This window comes from Thalassovita mediterranea (assembly GCA_019448215.1).
Classification (GTDB): domain Bacteria; phylum Pseudomonadota; class Alphaproteobacteria; order Caulobacterales; family Hyphomonadaceae; genus Henriciella.
The window spans coordinates 52,796-74,251 of sequence record CP080408.1; the positions used below are offsets into that span (position 1 = coordinate 52,796).

Sequence of the window (21,456 nt, forward strand, 5' to 3'; positions counted from 1 at the left end):
AACGTCAGTCAGTTATGTGAAAGCCCCGCGCAGCGCCCCTGAAGGGAGGGCTGCGCGGAACGGTAGCTTTTTAGCCTGCGAGATCCTGAACGATCTTCTGGGCTTCGGCCTTTGGCACTTCTGCATAGTGGTCGAACACCATGGTGAACTGGGCACGGCCCTGCGACATACCGCGAAGGTTGCCGACGTAACCGAACATATTCACCAGCGGCACGAATGCGTTGATCGCGACCACGTTACCGCGTGGGTTGGATCCCTGGATCTGACCGCGGCGGGAGTTCAGGTCGCCAATGATGTCGCCCATATAATCTTCAGGCGTCACGACCTCGACCTTCATCATCGGTTCCATCAGCTTCGGATCAGCCTTGGTGCGCAGCTCACGGAAAGCAGCGCGCGAGGCGATTTCGAAGGCGAGGACCGAGGAGTCTACATCGTGGAACTTACCGTCGACGAGAACAGCCTTGAAGTCGGTGACAGGATAGCCGGCCAGAAGACCGTTTTCCTTGGCCTGGTTGAGGCCCTTCTCGACGCCCGGAATGTATTCCTTCGGCACCGAACCACCAACGATGGCGCTCTCGAACACGAAGCCTGAACCTGGCTCGAGTGGCTCGAACTGGATCTTCACTTCAGCGAACTGACCGGAACCGCCGGACTGCTTCTTGTGCGTGTAGTTGATTTCGGTCGGGCGGCCGAGCGCTTCACGGTAAGCCACCTGCGGCTGACCGATGTTCGCTTCAACCTTGAACTCGCGCTTCAGACGGTCGACCAGGATGTCGAGGTGGAGCTCGCCCATGCCCTTCATGATGGTCTGGCCGGACTCGATATCGGTCTCGACGCGGAAAGACGGGTCTTCGGCAGCAAGACGCTGCAGGCCGATGGACATCTTTTCCTGGTCAGCCTTCGACTTCGGCTCAACAGCGATCTCGATAACCGGATCCGGGAAGGTCATGGTTTCGAGGACAACCGGGTCGGACTTGTCGCAAAGCGTGTCGCCCGTCGTGGTTTCCTTGAGACCCGCCAGCGCGATGATGTCGCCAGCAAAGGCTTCTTCGATCTCTTCGCGGTTGTTCGAGTGCATCATCATCATACGACCGACGCGCTCTTGTCTGCCCTTCGTGGAGTTCAGAACAGCGCCGCCCTTGGCGAGCTGGCCGGAATAGATGCGCACGAAGGTCAGCGAGCCAACGAACGGGTCGTTCATGATCTTGAACGCAAGACCGGAGAACGGCTCATTGTCGTCTGCGTGACGCGCGATGTTACGAACTTCTTCCTCGTCGCCTGGCTTGAAGCCCATATAGGCTGGCACGTCGAGCGGACCTGGAAGATAGTCGATGACAGCGTTCAGCATTGGCTGGACGCCTTTGTTCTTGAACGCAGAACCGGCAAGAACTGGCACGAAAGCCATGGACAGCGTGCCCTTACGGATAAGGACGCGAAGCTCGGACTCGGTCGGCTCGGTGCCTTCGAGATAGGCTTCCATCGCCGCTTCGTCCTGCTCGACAGCAAGCTCAACGAGCTCGGCGCGCATCTCTTCAGCTTTCGCCTTCAGGCTGTCGCGGATGTCGCGGACGACCCATGACGCACCAAGGTCTTCGCCTTCCCAGACCCATTCCTGCATGGTGATCAGGTCAACGATGCCCTCGAGCTCGTTTTCCGCACCAATCGGGAACTGGATCGGAGCCGGCTGTGCACCGGTGCGGTCCTTGATCATGTGAACGCAGTTGAAGAAGTCTGCGCCGGTCTTGTCCATCTTGTTGACGAACACGATGCGCGGAACCTTGTAGCGGTCAGCCTGACGCCAGACGGTTTCGGTCTGCGGCTCAACACCGGCGTTTGCGTCGAGAACGCAGACAGCGCCGTCGAGCACGGCCAGCGAACGCTCGACTTCGATGGTGAAGTCAACGTGGCCCGGGGTGTCGATGATGTTGAAGCGGAATTTCGCCTCGTCCGGGGTATCGCCGTAGATGCCAGTCGGGTTCTTGCCGTCTTCGGTACGGAACCAGAAGGTCGTGGTCGCAGCAGACGTAATCGTGATGCCGCGCTCCTGCTCCTGCTCCATCCAGTCCATCGTGGCCGCGCCGTCGTGGACTTCGCCGATCTTGTGCGAACGGCCGGTATAGAAAAGGATGCGCTCGGTCGTCGTCGTCTTACCGGCATCAATGTGGGCCATGATGCCAAAGTTGCGATAGCGCTCCAACGAGTATTCGCGGGCCATGGGATTACCTTTTTGTCTAGTTCCGGGAGGAACGTGTCGAACGTGTTACCAGCGGTAGTGGGAGAAGGCGCGGTTAGCTTCGGCCATGCGGTGGGTATCTTCCCGCTTCTTCACAGCCGTGCCGCGTCCTTGCGATGCGTCGAGCAGTTCACCTGCAAGGCGCTCACGCATGGTGTTTTCGTTGCGCGAGCTGGCAGCAGATGCGAGCCAGCGAATCGCGAGAGCCTGACGGCGCTCCGGACGAACTTCGACCGGAACCTGATAGGTCGCACCACCAACGCGGCGCGAACGCACCTCGACGGCTGGCGAGATAGCTTCAAGCGCAGAGTGGAACACCTCGACAGGGTCCTTCTTCGCTTTCGACTCGACCAGATCGAAGGCACCGTAAACGATGCGCTCGGCGGTGGATTTCTTACCGTCCTGCATGATCTGGTTCATGAACTTCGAGATAACGATGTCCTTGAACTTCGGATCAGGAAGAACCTGGCGTTTTTCGGCGCGGTGACGACGTGACATGCTCTATGACCCTTATTTCGGTTTCTTGACGCCGTAATGCGAGCGGCGTTGCTTACGGTTCTTGACGCCCTGCGTATCGAGGACACCGCGGAGGATGTGGTAACGCACACCCGGAAGGTCTTTCACGCGGCCGCCGCGGATCAGGACAACAGAGTGCTCCTGAAGGTTGTGGCCTTCGCCTGGAATGTAGCAAAGCGATTCAAAACCCGTGGTCAGACGGACCTTGGCGACCTTACGAAGCGCCGAGTTCGGCTTCTTCGGCGTGGTCGTGTACACGCGCGTGCAAACGCCGCGACGCTGTGGGTTGCCCTTGAGGGCCGGTGTCTTCGAACGCGCAGGCTTTGGCTTGCGCGGATTGCGGATCAGTTGCTGAATCGTGGGCATGAGGGCCTTTTTGATTACTTTCTAACTTGGCCCCATCGGACCAGTCCAAACCAAGATAGCCCGGCTGGGCCACTACTTGGCCCACCGGACAATCAATTCCGTACTATGCCGACCTGACAGCGCCCTTACGGGCCGCTGGAGGCAATAAAACCTACCGCCTCAGCCAGCGTTCGGCGCGTGTTAAGACCCTGCAGGCGTCCCGTCAAGTGTTTGGGACGGGACGCGCTGCGATAGGGTCGGTTTCAGCTGCAACTACTCTGCAGCGTCTGGTGCCGGCAGGGCCGCTGCGGCCTGTTCGGCTGCTTCGCGGCGCTTCGCCTTGAGCTTCTGGTCGCGCTGACCGGCAATGCGACGGAAGTTGCGCATGCCGCCGCCCGTACCAGCCGGAATCAGGCGTCCGACGATGACGTTTTCCTTCAGGCCTTCGAGCGTATCGACCTTGCCCTGCAGGGCAGCTTCGGTCAGCACGCGCGTCGTTTCCTGGAAGGATGCCGCGGAGATGAAGCTGCGGGTCTGCAGCGACGCCTTGGTGATACCGAGGAGAACCGGAACACCCGAAGCCTCGCGCTGGTCCTGCTTGCGCGACCGGCGAACCGATGCGTTTGCTTCCTCCAGCTCGAGCAGGTCGACATGTTCGCCCTTGAGTAGCGTCGTCGTACCCGGATCGGTGATCTCGATCTTCTGCAGCATCTGGCGAACGATCACCTCGATGTGCTTGTCGTTGATCGGCACGCCTTGCAGACGATAGACCTTCTGGACTTCGTCGACGAGATAGTCAGCCAGCGCAGCGATACCGAGCGAGCCGAGGATGTCCTGCGGCGCAGGGTTACCATCGACGAGGTATTCACCGCGGCGGATGAAGTCACCGTCCTGGAAGGAGATACGCTTGTTCTTTGGAACGAGGTACTCAACAGGCTCGACGCCCTCTTCTTCCGGAATGATGCCGATCTTGCGCTTGTTCTTGTAGTCGCGAAGGTACGACACACGGCCGTCGATATCGGCGATGACCGCATTGTCCTTCGGACGACGTGCTTCGAACAGCTCAGCCACACGCGGCAGACCACCGGTGATGTCCTTGGTCTTTGCGCCGCCCGTTGAGGTACGTGCAAGGCTGTCGCCCGAGCCGACTTCATCGCCATCGTTCACCGACAGGATCGCGCCTGGCGATAGCAGATAGCGGGCTTCGGTGCCGTTTGGCAGCGTCTTGGCCTCACCATTGGCGTCCGTGATCAGGACCGATGGACGAAGCTCATTACCCTTGCTGCCGCGATAGTCGACGATGACGCGCGACGAGATACCGGTTGCTTCGTCGGTCTCTTCACGGGCCGACATGCCATCGACAACGTCAACGAGCTTGGCGACACCTGAGATCTCGGAGATCAGCGGCTGTGCGAACGGATCCCAGTCAGCGAGCTTGTCGCCTGGTTTCACCTTGGCGCCGTCCTTGGTGTAGACGCGCGTACCGTAGCCAGGCTTGAAGGTCTGGCGGGTACGGCCATCGCTGTCGATGATCGACACCGACATCTGGCGGCCAACCACAACGAGCGTCTTGTCCGAACGGGTAACCGTGTCGGCTTCCTCGAAGCTGATCGTGCCTTCAAACGAAGCTTCAACCGAGCTTTCTTCCGCAACGGAGGCAGCGCCGCCGATGTGGAAGGTACGCATGGTCAGCTGGGTACCCGGCTCACCGATCGACTGTGCCGCGATAACGCCGATTGCTTCACCGCGGTTGACGATCGTACCACGTGCAAGGTCGCGGCCGTAACAGGCCACACAGACACCGGTCTTCGTTTCGCAGGTCAGCGGCGAACGCACCTTGATCTCATCGACACCAGCCGCCTCGATGGTCGCGGCAAGCGCTTCATCGACATAGGTGTTGGCCGGGCAGATGAGCTCACCCGTCTTCGGATCATTGACGTCCCAACCGGTAGTCCGGCCGAGGATACGCTCAGAGATCGAGACAGTGACGTCTGCGCCTTCCATGACCGGGGCAAGCATGATGCCCTTGTCGGTGCCGCAATCGTCTTCGTTGACGATACAGTCCTGCGCCACGTCGACGAGACGACGGGTGAGGTAACCGGAGTTAGCCGTCTTCAGAGCCGTATCAGCAAGACCCTTACGGGCGCCGTGGGTCGAGTTGAAGTATTCAAGAACGGTCAGGCCTTCCTTGAAGTTCGACACAATCGGCGTCTCGATGATCTCGCCGGACGGCTTGGCCATCAGGCCGCGCATACCAGCCAGCTGCTTCATCTGGTTCTTGGAACCACGTGCACCGGAGTGGGCCATCATGAAGACCGAGTTGGTCTCTTCCTGGCGGCCGGTTTCGGCGTTGATTTCAGCTTCGCCTGCGGCGTCCATCATCGCGTCAGCGACTTTGTCCGTACAGGTCGACCAGGCGTCGACCACCTTGTTGTACTTCTCGCCGCGGGTGATGAGGCCTTCTGCGTACTGGCGCTCATACTCCGACACTTGCGCGCGGGTATCTTCGACCAGCTTGGCCTTGGCAGCCGGGATCTTCATGTCGTCCTTACCGAACGAAATGCCCGCCTTGCAGGCCTCGCGGAAGCCGAGTGCCATGACCTGGTCACAGAAGATGACCGTCGCCTTCTGACCGCAGTTCCGGTAGACCTCGTCGATCAGCTTGGAGATCGCCTTCTTGGTCATCAGATCGTTGACCAGCTCGGCGCGCATGCCTTTCATCTTCGGCAGCAGGGACGCAATCATGTAGCGGCCCGGCGTGGTGTCGATGATGCGGACTTCTTCATTGCCCTCTTCATCAACGCCTTCGAAGCGCGCCTTGATCTTGGCGTGCAGCGACAGCTTGCCTGCGTGCAGGGCGTGCTCGATTTCCGCCATGTCGGAATAGATGCCCTGAAGCGGACGCCCTTCCTTGTCGGTCTTGTACGAGCCTGGCTCTTCGTCCTTGTCGAGCGACAGGTAGTAGAGGCCGAGAATGATGTCCTGCGACGGAACGATGATTGGCTTGCCGTTTGCTGGCGACAGGATGTTGTTCGTCGACATCATCAGCACGCGCGCTTCAAGCTGGGCTTCCAGCGAGAGCGGAACGTGGACAGCCATCTGGTCGCCGTCGAAGTCAGCGTTGAAGGCAGCACAGACCAGCGGGTGAAGCTGGATAGCCTTGCCTTCGATCAGCTTCGGCTCGAACGCCTGGATGCCGAGACGGTGCAGCGTCGGTGCGCGGTTGAGCAGGACCGGGTGCTCACGGATGACCTCTTCGAGGATGTCCCAGACTTCCGGCTTTTCTTTCTCAACAAGCTTCTTGGCAGCCTTGACGGTGCCTGCGAGGCCCTTCGCGTCGAGACGCGCATAGATGAACGGTTTGAACAGCTCGAGCGCCATCTTCTTCGGCAGGCCGCACTCGTGCAGCTTCATGTTCGGGCCAACCACGATGACCGAACGGCCGGAATAGTCGACGCGCTTGCCGAGCAGGTTCTGGCGGAAACGGCCGTGCTTGCCTTTCAGCATGTCGGAGAGCGACTTCAGCGGGCGCTTGTTGGTGCCCGTGATGACGCGGCCGCGGCGACCATTGTCGAACAGGGCGTCGACAGACTCCTGCAGCATCCGCTTTTCGTTACGGATGATGATGTCCGGCGCGCGAAGCTCCATGAGGCGCTTCAGGCGGTTGTTCCGGTTGATCACACGGCGATAGAGGTCGTTGAGGTCAGAGGTCGCAAAGCGGCCACCGTCCAGCGGAACGAGCGGACGAAGATCCGGCGGGATCACCGGAACGATCGTCATGATCATCCACTCCGGCTTCGCACCAGATGCAAGGAACGCTTCCACGACCTTGAGACGCTTGGAGAATTTCTTCGTCTTCAGTTCGCTGGTGGATTCTGCGAGGTCTTCCCGCAGCTGGTCTGCCAGCGATTCAAGATCGAGTGCGCGCAGGAGCTCGCGAACAGCTTCGGCACCGATCATCGCCGTGAAGGCGTCTTCACCGTGCTCGTCCTGAGCGTCCATATACTCTTCTTCGGTGAGCAACTGGTTCGGCTCAAGCGGGGTGAGGCCCGGCTCGATGACCACATAGCTCTCGAAGTAGAGAACGCGCTCAACGTCTTTCAGCGCCATGTCCAGCAGCGTGGAGATGCGCGATGGGAGCGATTTCAGGAACCAGATGTGCGCGACAGGTGCAGCCAGCTCGATGTGGCCCATGCGTTCACGGCGAACCTTGGCGAGGGTAACTTCAACGCCGCACTTCTCACAGACGATGCCGCGATACTTGATACGCTTATACTTACCGCAAAGGCACTCATAGTCCTTGATAGGACCGAAGATACGGGCACAGAACAGGCCTTCGCGCTCTGGCTTGAAGGTCCGGTAGTTGATGGTTTCCGGCTTCTTGATCTCACCGGACGACCAGGACCGGATCTTTTCCGGGCTGGCGATAGAGATCTTGATCGCCTCAAAGCTCGGGGCTGGGGCGTTGGCGTTATTGAAGGGGTTTGTGACGTCTTGGCGCATTTAATTCCGCTCCTCGGGAGGGGGCGGCCAGACCTGATGTCTGGCCTTTAGAAAAACCTAGTCTCTATTCGACACGATTACCACGTGGCGGCCTATTCGGCCGCCACCGGTGAGTCATCATCATCCTCATTGGCTTCGATCAGTTCGACGTTGAGGCCAAGCGAGCGCATTTCCTTGATGAGAACGTTGAACGATTCCGGGATACCGGCTTCGAACGTGTCATCACCGCGGACGATGGCTTCGTACACCTTGGCACGACCTGCCGTGTCATCGGACTTGACGGTGAGCATCTCCTGCAGCGTGTAGGCAGCGCCATACGCTTCCAGGGCCCAGACCTCCATCTCGCCGAAGCGCTGACCACCGAACTGCGCCTTGCCGCCCAGCGGCTGCTGGGTAACGAGCGAGTATGGGCCGGTCGAGCGGGCGTGGATCTTCTCGTCCACCAGGTGGTGAAGCTTGAGAAGATACTTGTAGCCAACCGTGACCTTGCGCTTGAACGCTTCGCCGGTGCGACCGTCGAACAGGGTGACCTGACCGGACGCATCCAGCCCTGCCCGCTCCAGCATCTCGACGATGTCTGCTTCGCGCGCGCCGTCGAAGACGGGCGTTGCGATCGGAACACCATTGCTGAGGTTCGAGGCCAGCTCAACGATCTCGGTGTCGGACTCGGGCAGCTCCTGCTCCTTGCCGTACACGTGCTGGACCGTCTCGCGCAGCGCCTTGTTGTCCTTGTTCTCGTTCCACTCATCGAGCGCATTCTGGACCAGACGGCCAAGACCATTCGAGGCCCAGCCCATATGGGTTTCCAGAATCTGCCCGACGTTCATCCGCGACGGCACGCCGAGCGGGTTGAGAACGATATCGACAGGCGTACCGTCTTCAGTGAATGGCATGTCTTCGGCCGGGTTGATCTTGGAGATCACACCCTTGTTGCCGTGACGGCCAGCCATCTTGTCGCCCGGCTGAAGCTTGCGCTTCACAGCGAGGAAGACCTTGACGACCTTCATCACGCCCGGAGGCAGGTCGTCGCCCGACTGGACCTTGTCGACCTTGTCGTTGAAGCGGGCTTCGAGCTCACGCAGGGAGTCGTTGAAGCGGCTCTGCAGAAGATCAAGCTCACCTTGGGCCTTTTCAGACTTCAGGGCGATTTCCCACCACTGGCTCTCGCGAAGTTCGTCGAGTGCCTCACTGGTGATCTTGCCGGTCTTGAAGCCTTTCGGGCCTGCAGCAGCTTCGCTTCCGACGAGCAGCTCACGCAGGCGCGCATAGGTGTTGCGCTCCAGGATGTTCTGTTCGTCTTCTTTATCTTCCTGCAGCTGTTCGATCTGCTCACGCTCAATCTGGAGCGCGCGCTGGTCCTTGTCGATGCCGTGACGGTTGAAGACACGGACTTCCACAACCGTACCCGAGCCGCCCGGAGGCACGCGCAGGGAGGTGTCGCGAACGTCAGACGCCTTCTCACCGAAGATGGCGCGCAGAAGCTTTTCTTCCGGCGTCATCGGGCTTTCGCCCTTCGGCGTGACCTTACCGACGAGGATGTCGCCAGCTTTCACTTCAGCACCGACAGCAACGATACCGGCTTCGTCGAGGTTACGCAGGGCTTCCTCGCCGACGTTCGGAATATCGCGGGTGATCTCTTCAGGGCCGAGCTTGGTGTCGCGAGCCGCGATCTCATACTCTTCCAGGTGGATCGAGGTGAAGACGTCGTCTTTCACGATCCGTTCGGAGATCAGGATCGAGTCCTCGAAGTTGTAGCCATTCCAGGGCATGAACGCGACGAGCACGTTGCGGCCGAGTGCCAGCTCACCAAGGTCGGTGGACGGGCCGTCTGCAATGATGTCACCAGAACGCACTTCGTCACCCACGCGCACAATCGGGCGCTGGTTGATACAGGAGTTCTGGTTCGAGCGGCGGAACTTTGCGAGGCGATAGATATCAACGCCGGACTTCGCCGAGTCGATGTCTTCGGTTGCGCGCACAACGATACGCGTGCCGTCCACCTGCTCAATCACACCGGCGCGGCGAGCGACAACGGCGGCGCGGCTGTCGCGGGCAACAACAGACTCCATGCCGGTACCGACAAATGGGGCTTCCGATTTGACGAGCGGCACAGCCTGACGCTGCATGTTCGAGCCCATGAGAGCGCGGTTGGCGTCATCGTTCTCAAGGAATGGAATGAGGGCCGCAGCAACCGAAACAACCTGCTTCGGCGACACGTCCATATATTCCACTTCCTCGCGCGGCACGAGCGTCGCTTCGCCGTTGACGCGGGCGTTGACGAACTCATTGTCGAGCTCACCCTTGTCGTTGACGGTCGCATTGGCCTGCGCGATCGCGAAGCGGTGCTCTTCCATGGCGGAGAGGTACACGACTTCGCTGGTCAGCTTGCCATTCTCGACCTTGCGGTACGGGCTTTCGATGAAGCCGTACTTGTTGACGCGCGCATGGGTTGCGAGCGAGTTGATCAGACCAATGTTCGGGCCTTCCGGCGTCTCAATCGGGCAGATACGGCCATAGTGGGTCGGGTGAACGTCGCGGACTTCGAAGCCTGCGCGCTCACGGGTGAGACCGCCCGGGCCGAGCGCCGAAAGACGACGCTTGTGGGTGATTTCCGACAGCGGGTTGGTCTGGTCCATGAACTGCGACAGCTGCGATGAGCCGAAGAATTCACGTACCGAAGCGACAACCGGCTTCGCATTGATCAGGTCGTGCGGCATGACCGTGTCGATATCGACCGAGGACATACGCTCCTTGATGGCGCGCTCCATGCGGACGAGACCGATGCGGTAGTTGTTTTCCATCAGCTCGCCGACCGAACGGACACGGCGGTTACCAAGGTTGTCGATGTCGTCGACTTCGCCCTTGCCGTCCTTCAGGTCGAGGATGACCTTCATGACGCCAACAATGTCTTCCTTGCGCAGGGTGCGCATGCTGTCTTCAGCAAGCTCGTAATCATCGAGAGCCATGTTGAGGCGCATATTCATCTTCACGCGGCCAACCGCGGAGAGATCATAGCGCTCGCCATCGAAGAAGAGCTGGTTGAACAGCGCGTCAGCTGCTTCCTGGGTCGGTGGCTCACCAGGGCGCATGACGCGGTAGATGTCGGACAGCGCCTCGAAGCGTGTCTCGTTCTTGTCAGCCTTCAGCGTGTTGCGCAGCCATGGGCCGCGGTCAGCGCCGTCGATGTTAAGGATTTCAACCGACTTCTGGCCAAGCTCACGAAGCTCTGCGACGAGCTCTTCGGTCAGGACGTCGCCGGCCTCACCAAAGATCTCACCAGTTTCGCGGTTGACGATGTCGCGGCCGAGGAACTTGCCTTCAAGCGCCGTCGACGGAACGAGCAGCTCATCCGTGCCGCCTTCAGCGATACGCTTTGCAGCGAGTGCGGTGATCTTGCGGCCTGCTGGGGCAACAACCTTGCCGGTCTTTGCGTCGACGAGGTCGTAGTCTGGCTTCTGGCCCTTCCAGCTTTCTGGACGGTAGCCCGCGATCCAGCCCTTCTTGTCGAGGCGGAAGACAGAGCGGGTGTAGAACAGATCGATGATCTCATCGGTGTCATAACCGAGCGCGTACAGCATCGTGGTCGCCGGAAGCTTGCGCTTGCGGTCGATGCGGATGTTGAGGATGTCCTTGGCGTCGAACTCGAAGTCGAGCCAGGAACCACGGTAAGGAATGATGCGGGCCGCGAAGAGCAGCTTGCCCGAAGAGTGGGTCTTGCCGCGGTCATGGTCGAAGAACACGCCAGGCGAACGGTGCATCTGCGAGACGATCACGCGCTCGGTGCCGTTCACGATGAACGTACCCTTGTCCGTCATCAGCGGAATGTCGCCGAGATAGACTTCCTGTTCCTTGACCTCTTTGATGGACTTGGCGCCCGTATCTTCGTCGATATCGAAGACGACCAGCTGCAGCCGCACTTTCAGCGGCGCTGCGTAGGTCATGTCGCGCTGCATGCACTCCTGCATGTCGAACTTCGGCGGCTCGAATTCGTATGAAACGTATTCAAGCGTCGCGCGCTCATTGAAGTCGATGATTGGGAAAACGCTTTTAAAGACACCACCAAGGCCGTCATCGGTGCGCTCAGCAAGAGCGGTATGCATCTGCAGGAACTGCTCGTAGGAGGAGCGCTGCACTTCGATGAGGTTTGGCATGTCGATGGCTTCGGGAATACGACCGAAGGATTTGCGGATACGTTTTTTTTCCGTGAAAGAAAGAGCCATCTTTAGTTCCGTTTCTTGCCGGCCACTCCGTCCTGCAGCATGCAGATCCGGCGGCGGCTTGCCACCTGAAACGCGAGCACGCGGCGGAACCCGTAAGGGGCTCCGCCGCGCTATTTACTCTACAGAGATGATGCCTCGCGCAGACACCACCCCTTAATTGTAAGCCGGAACCGGCTTACTTGATTTCAACCTTGGCACCAGCTTCTTCGAACTTCTTCTTGAGTTCTTCTGCTTCGTCCTTGGAAACGCCTTCCTTGATTGGCTTCGGAGCGCCTTCGACGAGCTCCTTGGCTTCTTTCAGGCCAAGACCGGACACGACTTCGCGCACGACCTTAATGACGTTGATTTTCTTGTCGCCGCCATCGGTCAGGATAACGTCGAATTCGGTTTTCTCTTCAGCTGCTGCTGCGTCGCCGCCGCCAGCTGCTGGACCGGCCATAGCAACAGCTGCTGCTGCTTTGATGCCGCGCTCTTCGAGATAGTCGTTGAGCTCTTTTGCTTCGAGGATGGTGAGGCCGAGAAGTTCGTCACCAAGTTTTGCAATATCTGCCATTTGTCTGATCGACTTTCTTGTTCAAAAATAAGAGGTGTTCTGGTTTCGCGTTGTCTAGCTGACGCTATGCCGCTGCCTGCTCGCCGATGACCTTGATCGCTCCAGCAAGACCTTGGCCCGGCGCATTGACGCGCTGGATGATCTGGCTGGCCTGACCTGTCAGGCGGGCAACAATGGTTGCAATCATCTCTTCGCGCGATGGCATCTTGGCGAGGGCTTCAACACCCGCACCGTCCATCACTTCGGCGCCCATGACGCCTCCGACGAGTTTCAGCTTATCATTGTCTTTGGCAAAATCGGCAGTCGCTTTTGCAGGGACCGTCGGGTCTTCTGCATAGGCAATTGCCACCTGGCCAGTGAAGAGGCCCTGAGCCGCATCGCCGCCCTTGCCCTTGAGGGCAATCTTGGCAATCCGGTTCTTGACCACTTTAAGCCGCCCACCCTGCTCTCTGAGCGTGGTACGCAGCTTCGTCAGTTCCGCAACGCTCAAACCGGTATAATGCGTGACGACAACTGCACCGGAATTCTCGAAAACTTCTTCGAGTTCCGCGAGCGCCGCCTGCTTTCCAGCTTTATCCATTACGGTTCTCCAGTTAAGGCGTCCGGCCCATCCGGGCGCCCGGGAATTCGCCTTCAACGGATCACTCCGCGTCCAGCGCCTGCCCAGGGCCTGGCGATACCAGACTGGCCGAAACGCGAATTCCGACAGCCTCTAATACTCGCCTCACCCCGTCTATCATGGGATTTCTGGGCCCAAAGGGCACGACCCATGGTCTTGGACAGGAAAACGGGAGCCCCCCGATTTAGGTCGGTGGCCTCCCGTCAAGAGGGGTCTGTTAACGTGTAAACATTTTTGCCGCAACCCCTCGCCCGCACAAAAACTCAGACCGGTCAAGTAACCCGTATGAGATGAAACTGCGGGACGCCCGGCAACGAAAAACGCCCGGGCCGTAAAGCCCGGGCGCTTGTCTGATTTGGCGTATCGTCAGGCCTTAGCCGACAGCAATTGCCTCAGCGGTGTCAACGCTGACACCTGGACCCATGGTCGAGGAAAGAGCGATCTTCCGGACATAGGTACCTTTGGCGCCCGACGGACGTGCCTTGACCAGCGCGTCGACGAAAGCCTTGAAGTTCTTCTCAAGGTCAGCTTCGGAGAAGCTGGCCTTGCCGATGCCGGCATGAATGATGCCCTGCTTCTCGACGCGGAACTCCACAGAGCCACCCTTCGCGTCGGCAACAGCCTTCGCAACGTTTGGCGTGACCGTACCGACTTTCGGGTTCGGCATCAGGCCGCGCGGGCCGAGAACCTTACCGAGACGGCCGACAACAGCCATCATGTCTGGCGTCGCGATGACGCGGTCGAAGTCCATCATGCCGCCCTGGATCTGCTCCATCAGGTCTTCAGCACCAACAAAGTCAGCGCCAGCCTTCTGGGCTTCTTCTGCCTTGGCATCGCGGGCGAACACAGCGACGCGGACGTCCTTGCCGGTACCGGCAGGCATGGAAACCATGCCGCGGACCATCTGGTCTGCATATTTCGGGTCAACGCCCAGATTGACGGCGACTTCGATGGTCTCGTCGAACTTGGAGGTTGCGTTGGATTTCACAAGCGAGATGGCTTCAGAAACGCCATACACTTTCTCGATGTCGACAGTGCCGTGAGCGGCGCGATATCTTTTTCCGTGCTTAGCCATGTTCTTATTCCACCACATTCAGGCCCATCGAGCGCGCAGAGCCTTTGATGATCTCTGTTGCGGCGTCGAGGTCCGTTGCATTGAGATCGACCATCTTGGCTTCTGCGATCTCGCGGCACTGGGCGATCGTCACCTTACCGGCGACGTCCTTGCCCGGCTGCTTTGCACCTGAGTTCGGTTTGCCGATCTTCAGGCCCGCAGCCTTCTTCAGAAGAACGCTCGCAGGCGGCGTCTTCGTGGTGAAGGTGAAGGACTTGTCCTGATAGTAGTCGATCACGACTGGGATCGGCAGGCCCTTTTCCATGCTCTCGGTCTTCGCGTTGAAGGCCTTGCAGAACTCCATGATGTTGATGCCGCGCTGACCGAGCGCTGGACCAACTGGTGGAGACGGGTTGGCCGAACCGGCCGGGATCTGGAGCTTGAGCTGCCCCAGCAATTTCTTAGCCATGTCATCCTCTCTGGCTTGTAAAGTGACCGGTGGTCTTTCGATCCGGCCGCCTGGTTTGAGGCCCCGTGGTCATGAGCCCGGTGATGGTCTTAACCACCGGCACCTCCCACAGGTATTTCGCCCATTGCTGAGCGAAGCGCGCGGTACACACGAAAAGACCCGGCAGGTCAAGCCCGCCGGGTCAGCTATGGTCCTCACAGAAAGGCCTAGTAGCCCTTCTGCTGGATATAGTCGCGGATGCGCTGCTGTCGTACATCCGGGTTCGGGTGGGTCGACAGGAAGTCTGCGGTACGCTGGCTATTGCTCTGCTGCATCACTTCCCAGAGGCGGATCGCCGCGCGAGGGTCATACCCTGCCCGGACCATGTAATCGACACCCGCAAGATCGGCCTCGAGCTCGGCATTGCGGCTGTACGGCAGAACGACACCAAGGTTCGCGGCGACACTACCCAGCGCATTCACCTGGTTTGGATCGACGCCAAGTCCGCTGCTGCCGACGGCTGCTGCACCAAGCTGTACCGCGGTCGAGGCCGCTGCGGCGCGGGTCGCGCGCTGGTTCGCATGGCGATAGATCGCGTGCGCGACTTCATGGCCGAGCACGGCGGCAAGCTGGTCGTCATTCTCAACGAGGTTCAGAAGGCCGGTATAAACGCCCACACGGTTGCCCGGCATGACGAAGGCGTTCACCTCATTCGAGTTGAACACTTTCACGTCCCACTGCTCACCCGCCTTCGGAGAGGCCGCAGCGATACGGCGCCAGACATTCTGGACGCGCTGATAGGCTGCGCCAGAGCTGACGGTTGGGGTCTGGGACTGGAGTTGCTGCCAGGCTTGGGCAGAGGCCTGCGAGAGCTGGGCGTCATCATAAGCGGCAAACTGCTGCTCACCCGTATACGGGTTCACGCTACAGGCGGCTGCAGCAAGGGTCAGAGACCCGGCGAGCGCCGCAAATAGCTTCCGATGAAGCTTGTCCTGCTTGCGCGACCCGCGCGATACGGCCTCAGCCTTGTAGTCGTTTGCCATCCGGTATCTCCCATTTGCGTGGATATTAGCCTGAATGGCTAAACTCGCAAATGACCGGTTCGTTCATTCAACTCAGGAAATTCAGGGCGATGCGATGAGTTGCCTTGCCTGGCTGACCCAGCCTTCCCGTTTGGCCTGACCGTCCAGGCCGAAGCTGCGGTCCACCCATTCAAGATGCTGGTCGGTCCAGCTGGCGATCTGCGCATAGTGCCAGATGCCGATCTCGTTGAGCTTGAGCTCTATGGACGAGCTAAGACCCGAAATCCGGGTCAGATCATCGGCCTGCCCATCGGCGGTCTGCTTTGCAGGCGGCTTGATCGGCGTCGGACGACTTGGTGGCACTGCAACTGCCGGAGCAGGCTTTTTAGGCGGAGCCGAATTCGCCAATGCCGAAAATGGGCTCGTGAACCGCGGACCGCGCGATGCAAGCCGGTCAGGAGATGTATCGGCAAGGCGAGGGCCAGGGGCAGGCTGCGCAGGGCGTGGCGGCGCCGAAGCAGTCGTCGATGCGGGCTTCGCGGGCGTGGCAGCGCCCTGCCCTGCAGCGGTCGCAGGTGTAGTTGGCGCCGCTGGCCGCGATGAAGGCTGGCCAAGATAGGCAAGCCGGCTCTCCAGATAACGGTTACGCCAGCGCAGGCGCGCCATCTCCTCGTCTCGCGCCTCAGCTTCTTCCTTCGACAGCTCTGGCGCAGACTGCACATCAGCTGGGGCCGGCTCCTTGCCTGATGAGTTGAGCGTCTCCTGCAGTTTGGCCTGAAGTGCTTCCGCACGAAGTCCAAGATAATTCGCAAGCCATGCGTCTTTCGAACTGTTGACCGCGGGGCTCTCTTGCACCTTCGCCGAAGAGACCTCCTTCGCCATGTGATGGAGGCGAAGCTCAACGTCGTGCATGCGAGCCTCGAGATACTCGTTTCGCGCAATCAGTGCGTTGCGCATCTCGGCTTCCGCGCTTGCTTTCGCAGATGCCTTTTGCTCGGCGGGGCCCTCACTCTCAGCCGGAGCTGGCGCGCTCAGCGTCTCTGGCGGCGCGGCCGCTTCTGCCTGCGCCTTAGGTGCCGCTTCCAGCCCTGCCCTAGCCGCAGCAAGCTCTGCCTGGAGCTTTTCGACCTGCGCCCTCAGGGCCGGATCTGCGCCAGCATCGGCGGCAGCCTTTGTTTCCGCCTTGAACTTGCGCTGCGCCGCAAACAGGCTGTCGAGCTCATCCTTCGTTTGCTGCAGCTCGAGCAGGGCAATATCGCGGTCGACAATTGCCCGCTGTTCAGCCGGGGATTTCTTCAGGCCACGCAGGATCCAGGCGAGTATAAAACCAAAGACGAGGGCCCCAGGCAGAATGTACCAGACATATTCATGAACCAAAGCCATCCTGGGCTCCCCTGCGATGATGTTCGCGACATCGCACGCTTGTTTATGCCGCTCCGTCCCACGCGCCAGCTGCTCTGGCATCGCAGGTCGGTCGGCATTCCTGTCTTGATTCTGCTACCAGACCGAACCCTGACGCCTGCGTCAATTGTCTTCCACCGCCCATCAGGCTACACGCCGCGCATGTCATCGCCTCCTGAGATCATTTCGAGCACATCGAACCCGCTCATCAAGAGCCTTCGCAGCCTCGAGCGCAAGAAGGGCCGGGCCGAAACCGGCCTGTTCCTTGCTGAGGGCGCACGCCTCGTTGAGCAGGGTCTTTCCGCCGGATGGGAACTCGACAGCCTCGTCGTCTCGGCCTCTAGCGCAGAACGCTCCTTTGTACGCGATCTTGTCGCCCGCGCCTCTAAGTCCGGCGCACGCACCGTTCAGGTCACAGACCGCCTCGCCGGGCAGATCGCCCGCAAGGACAATCCACAGGCGGTCATCGGCGCGTTCAGACAGACCGCCCCAAAGCTTGGTGACCTCAGCGTACCGAAATCTTCACTCTGGATTGCGCTATACGAGGTCCGCGACCCGGGCAATCTCGGCACGATCCTGCGGACAGCCGATTGCGCCGGCATCTCTGGCGTTCTCCTCATCGGCCAGTGCTGCGACCCATACAGCGTAGAGGCTGTGCGTGCATCCATGGGCTCTATCTTCGACATCCCGTTCGCGCGCAGCAGCTTTGACGACTTCAACACCTGGCGCATCGGCGAAGGCCTCTCCATGTTCGCTGCGAGCGTGAACGGAACGGTCCGTCATACGAAAGCTGACATGACAGGCCCAAGCATTATCCTGATGGGCAATGAGCAGGCGGGCCTTCCCGATGAAGTCGAAGCGAAATGTGATACGCTCTGCCTCATCCCGATGCGCGGCGGCGCCGACAGCCTCAACCTCGCGCAGGCCACCGCCATCATGACGTACGAAGCCTGGCGCCAACGGGGGTTTGCATGAAGTACGAACAGACGCTTTTCCTCGCTGATAACTGGAAAGACTACGCCCTTCTCGACAGCGGCGACGGCATGAAGCTGGAGCGTTTCGGGAGCCAGACCGTCATCCGTCCGGACCCCCAGGCCTTCTGGCGACCCAACCAGCCCGTCAAAAGCTGGAAAGCTGATGCCTGGTTTGATGCCAAGGCGGGCGACGATGAGCGCGGCGAATGGCGGCGTCTCAATCCAAGGGCTCCTGACACCTGGCCGATGGAGTGGAACGGCATCCGCTTTGAAGCACGCCTCACACCCTTCCGTCACATGGGGGTCTTTCAGGAACACGCGGTTCACTGGGCCTTTGCGCAGGAACAGCTCAAAAAGGCAGGCCGCCCGGCAAAAGTGCTGAACCTTTTTGGCTATACCGGCCTCATGTCGCTTGCCTGCGCGCAGGCTGGCGCGGAAGTCGTCCACCTCGACGCCAGCCCAAAGTCGAACGGCTTCGGCAAGGACGCCCAGTCCCTCTCTGGCCTGGATGACCGCACGATCCGCTGGATCGCAGACGATGCGATGAAGTTCGTTGCCCGCGAACAGCGCCGCGGCAACCAGTACGATGCGATCATTCTGGACCCGCCAAAATTTGGCCGCGGCACCAAGAATGAAACATGGCGTTTCGAGGAGGACCTGCCCGGCCTGCTCGATGGCGTGGCGAGCTTGCTGGTGCAGAAGCCGCTCTTCGTCATCCTCACCGCCTATGCCGTCCGCCTGTCGCATATTGCACTGGCGCAGGCGCTGGGAGACCGGATGAAAGGATTCGGCGGCCGCATCGAAATGGGTGAGATGGCCCTGCCGGAAGAGAAAACCGGCCGCATGCTGCCCACCTCTATCTGCGCCCGCTGGCGCGCAGACTAGGCTCTAGGCCGCCTCGCGTTCCTTACGCACGCCCAGTTGCTGCTTCACCTTTTCGGCAAGCTGGCGAACATTGAATGGCTTGGCGAGGAAGGTGATTTCCCGATCGTCGAGCTGTTTGGCGATATTCGGATCGGCATAACCCGACACGAAGATCACGCGCGCCTCGCCGAGATATTCCTGCGCCTCACGGATCAGCGTCGGCCCATCCATACCCGGCATGACGACGTCGGAGATAACCAGATCGAATGCGCCCGGCTCATCCTCAAGGATTTCCAGCGCCTCTTCACCGTCGGCTGCCGATTCCACCTCGTAGCCGCGCGAGATAAGATGCATGACAGCAATATCGCGCAGGCCCTTCTCGTCTTCGACCAGAAGGATACGGCCACGGCCGGAGATATCCATCGGGCGTGGTTCTTCTGTCGCCTCGACAGGCGCATCCTCTGCAGGCTGCGGTATGTCCTCTTCCTTCAGCGCAGGCAGGTAGATCTGGAAGGTCGTGCCCTCACCGACCTTGGAGATAGGACAGATATAGCCCTCCGACTGCTTGATGATGCCGTAAACGGTCGCGAGGCCGAGGCCCGTGCCAACGCCAACATCCTTGGTCGTGAAGAAAGGCTGGAAGATCTTGTTGAGGATATCGGTCGGTATACCGCAGCCGGTGTCCGCAACTTCGATCAGCAGATAGTCCCCATCATCAACATATGTGAAGCCCTTCTCATGGGCATCAGCGCCGGTGGCTGCGGACGTGCGGATCGTCAGCGAGCCGCCCGTGCGGCCCGACAGCAGCATGGCGTCACGCGCATTGGTAACGAGGTTGATGATCGCCGTTTCGAGCTGATTTATGTCCGCCTTGATGTACGGCAGGTTGCGCCCGTGAACGGTCTTGAAGTCGATACGCTCATCAAGGATTTGCTGCAGCAGGCGTGAGAACTCCGTCAGGAAATCTGTCGCATTCACGATCTCGCGCTTGAAGGTCTGCTGACGCGCATAGGCGAGCAGCATGCGGACGAGGTCCTTCGCCCGCACAGAGAATTCGTAGATGCTCTTGATGTTTTCATAGGATGGGTCGCCAACCGGGTGGCGGGTCATCAGCTCATCATTGTTGAGCATGATACCGGTAAGAACATTGTTGAAATCATGCGCGACACCGCCAGCAAGCTGACCGATCGCCTGCATCTTCTCACCCTGCGCCAGACGGATCTCGAGATCCTTCTGTTCGGTAATGTCGATGATGTAGGCAACCGACGGGCGTCCTGATGCATCCAGCGACACGAAGACGTTCACATTACGGGGTGGCTCGCCCGGAAGCTTCAGGCCGACCGGCTTGTCGACGGCCTCAGCCAGTTTCGCAGCAATCTCATCGCTGTCTTCATCGGCTTCCTTCAGGAAAATGTCCGCAAATGCCCCGCCGGCTTCTGATGCTTCACTGAGCTCGCGAAGCGCGCGGTTGGCATCCACGATGCGCGCGCTCTCGACGCTGGCCCCTTCGAGTCGGGCAACGCCAAATGGTGCTTCATTGAATAGAGGGTCAGGCTCTGCCGAAGGCGGCCGCACAGCCACGGGCGCACTGAAGCGGCCCTCACGTTCTGCGGGCGCAAGCTGGGCCGACATCAGAATTGTGCGCCCCTGCGCATTCACGCCCTTGCCGGACCATGATGTCAGCGCCTGCATCGGCAGCTCCACACCGTCCCTACCCCGGATCATGATGCGCGTTTGCGCCGGCATCTTGCTCTTGCGATCACGCCCCAGCATGCGCACGAACTCGGGGCGCATGATGTCATCAAGGCGCACATTACGCGCGGTCTCCGGAAGGCCGATGAGGTCACGCAGCCACTTATTTGCATAGCTGATGCGCCCATCGGGGCGCGCGGCAAAAAAGCCAACAGGCGCGTCTTCCACATAAAGCGACTGCCCATCAGTAGCAGCACCACTCAGCGGCGCAGCACTCACTTCGCGCAGGCGCCACATGACGCGGCCACGCGGCAACGGAGCCACCATGGCTTCGTATTGCACGGTCTCGGCTTCCGGCCCAACCGTCATTGCAGGAAGCGTTTCACTCAGCGGCTCACTGGTGCGCGCAGCACGCGACAGCCGGAAGACCGGCGCAGCCAGCCCCGGCATGGATGAGAACAGGCGGTCAAAGGAGACAGGCGCTGCCGTATCCTTGAGATTGGAGAGTATCCTACGCGACAGCTCGCGGTAGTGTTCGTTCGCCGCAATCGGCGCGCCGCCTGCATCTGCAACCAGCACCGCTTCGTCCAGCGCCTCGATCCAGCCAAAGCGCGGGCCCGCTGCATCGACTGCATCTGCGGCTGCGCCCCGTTGCGGAAACAGGCCAAGCTTGCGCCCCGCGCCCTTCAGGATCCAGAGCAGGAAGACGATGAAGCCGGCCGCCATTGAGATGAGCAGCATCGGCCCGATGCCGCCAACCGCTTCCGGCCACGCAATTGCGACGCTTGCAGCGGCGACGGCCGCCAGAAGACAGCCCCAGAACAGCAATTGCAGCAGGTCTACCCGCGAGCGCTCGGCACCCTGCTCGGCATCTTGTAGCTGCCGCTCATCGCGGTCTTTGTTCTCAGGCAGCTGATCGGACATAGGGCTAAACTCCGGGCACGCGGACACGGCGCGCTGATTCGAATTATCGCATGATAACGCCAAACGCCCTCAGTGCACGCTGTCAGGG

14 protein-coding genes are annotated in these 21,456 nt (G+C 60.1%); 2 read left to right on the forward strand and 12 right to left on the reverse strand.

Translation table 11 applies throughout. From position 1 onward, the window contains the following. Positions 1–70 precede the first annotated feature (70 nt). The 11 genes from fusA to KUV46_00375 form a co-directional block, all read right to left on the reverse strand. Positions 71–2,215 (reverse strand): elongation factor G, encoded by a 2,145-nt coding sequence (gene fusA, locus KUV46_00325; protein ID QYJ00858.1) that lies wholly within the window; start codon positions 2,213–2,215, stop codon positions 71–73. A gap of 45 nt (positions 2,216–2,260) precedes the next feature. After that, positions 2,261–2,731 (reverse strand): 30S ribosomal protein S7, encoded by a 471-nt coding sequence (gene rpsG, locus KUV46_00330; GenBank protein ID QYJ00859.1) that lies wholly within the window; start codon positions 2,729–2,731, stop codon positions 2,261–2,263. A gap of 12 nt (positions 2,732–2,743) precedes the next feature. Further along, positions 2,744–3,115 (reverse strand): 30S ribosomal protein S12, encoded by a 372-nt coding sequence (gene rpsL / locus KUV46_00335; protein QYJ00860.1) that lies wholly within the window; start codon positions 3,113–3,115, stop codon positions 2,744–2,746. 252 nt (positions 3,116–3,367) lie between these two features. Then, complete coding sequence (rpoC, locus tag KUV46_00340; protein QYJ00861.1) at positions 3,368–7,597, reverse strand: DNA-directed RNA polymerase subunit beta'; 4,230 nt, start codon at positions 7,595–7,597, stop codon at positions 3,368–3,370. 92 nt (positions 7,598–7,689) lie between these two features. Continuing rightward, entirely contained in the window at positions 7,690–11,817 is a 4,128-nt protein-coding gene (gene rpoB / locus KUV46_00345) for a DNA-directed RNA polymerase subunit beta (GenBank protein ID QYJ00862.1), read from the reverse strand. 175 nt (positions 11,818–11,992) lie between these two features. Continuing rightward, positions 11,993–12,370: a 50S ribosomal protein L7/L12 gene (gene rplL / locus KUV46_00350; protein ID QYJ00863.1), complete on the reverse strand. Its 378-nt coding sequence runs from the start codon at positions 12,368–12,370 to the stop codon at positions 11,993–11,995. Positions 12,371–12,434: 64 nt separating this feature from the next. Next, a complete protein-coding gene (gene rplJ / locus KUV46_00355; protein ID QYJ00864.1) occupies positions 12,435–12,950 on the reverse strand; it encodes a 50S ribosomal protein L10 in 516 nt (171 codons plus the stop codon). A gap of 412 nt (positions 12,951–13,362) precedes the next feature. Then, on the reverse strand, positions 13,363–14,064 hold the full coding sequence (rplA, locus tag KUV46_00360; GenBank protein ID QYJ00865.1) for a 50S ribosomal protein L1: 702 nt from the start codon (positions 14,062–14,064) through the stop codon (positions 13,363–13,365). A gap of 4 nt (positions 14,065–14,068) precedes the next feature. Further along, positions 14,069–14,512, reverse strand: coding sequence for a 50S ribosomal protein L11 (gene rplK / locus KUV46_00365; GenBank protein QYJ00866.1), 444 nt, complete (start codon positions 14,510–14,512; stop codon positions 14,069–14,071). Between the two features lie 206 nt (positions 14,513–14,718). Beyond that, positions 14,719–15,534, reverse strand: coding sequence for a M48 family metallopeptidase (locus KUV46_00370; protein ID QYJ00867.1), 816 nt, complete (start codon positions 15,532–15,534; stop codon positions 14,719–14,721). A gap of 81 nt (positions 15,535–15,615) precedes the next feature. Next, on the reverse strand, positions 15,616–16,896 hold the full coding sequence (locus KUV46_00375) for a hypothetical protein (GenBank protein ID QYJ00868.1): 1,281 nt from the start codon (positions 16,894–16,896) through the stop codon (positions 15,616–15,618). Between the two features lie 180 nt (positions 16,897–17,076). Between KUV46_00375 and KUV46_00380 the strand changes: the two genes are divergently transcribed. Continuing rightward, on the forward strand, positions 17,077–17,889 hold the full coding sequence (locus KUV46_00380; GenBank protein ID QYJ00869.1) for an RNA methyltransferase: 813 nt from the start codon (positions 17,077–17,079) through the stop codon (positions 17,887–17,889). Beyond that, entirely contained in the window at positions 17,886–18,773 is an 888-nt protein-coding gene (locus tag KUV46_00385) for a class I SAM-dependent methyltransferase (GenBank protein ID QYJ00870.1), read from the forward strand. Before KUV46_00380 ends, KUV46_00385 begins: the two co-directional genes overlap by 4 nt. A gap of 3 nt (positions 18,774–18,776) precedes the next feature. On the opposite strand, the gene KUV46_00390 is transcribed toward KUV46_00385, so the two are convergent. Further along, the gene (locus KUV46_00390; protein QYJ00871.1) at positions 18,777–21,368 is read right to left on the reverse strand and encodes a response regulator; all 2,592 of its coding nucleotides are present in this window, start codon (positions 21,366–21,368) and stop codon (positions 18,777–18,779) included. Between the last annotated feature and the right edge of the window lie 88 nt (positions 21,369–21,456).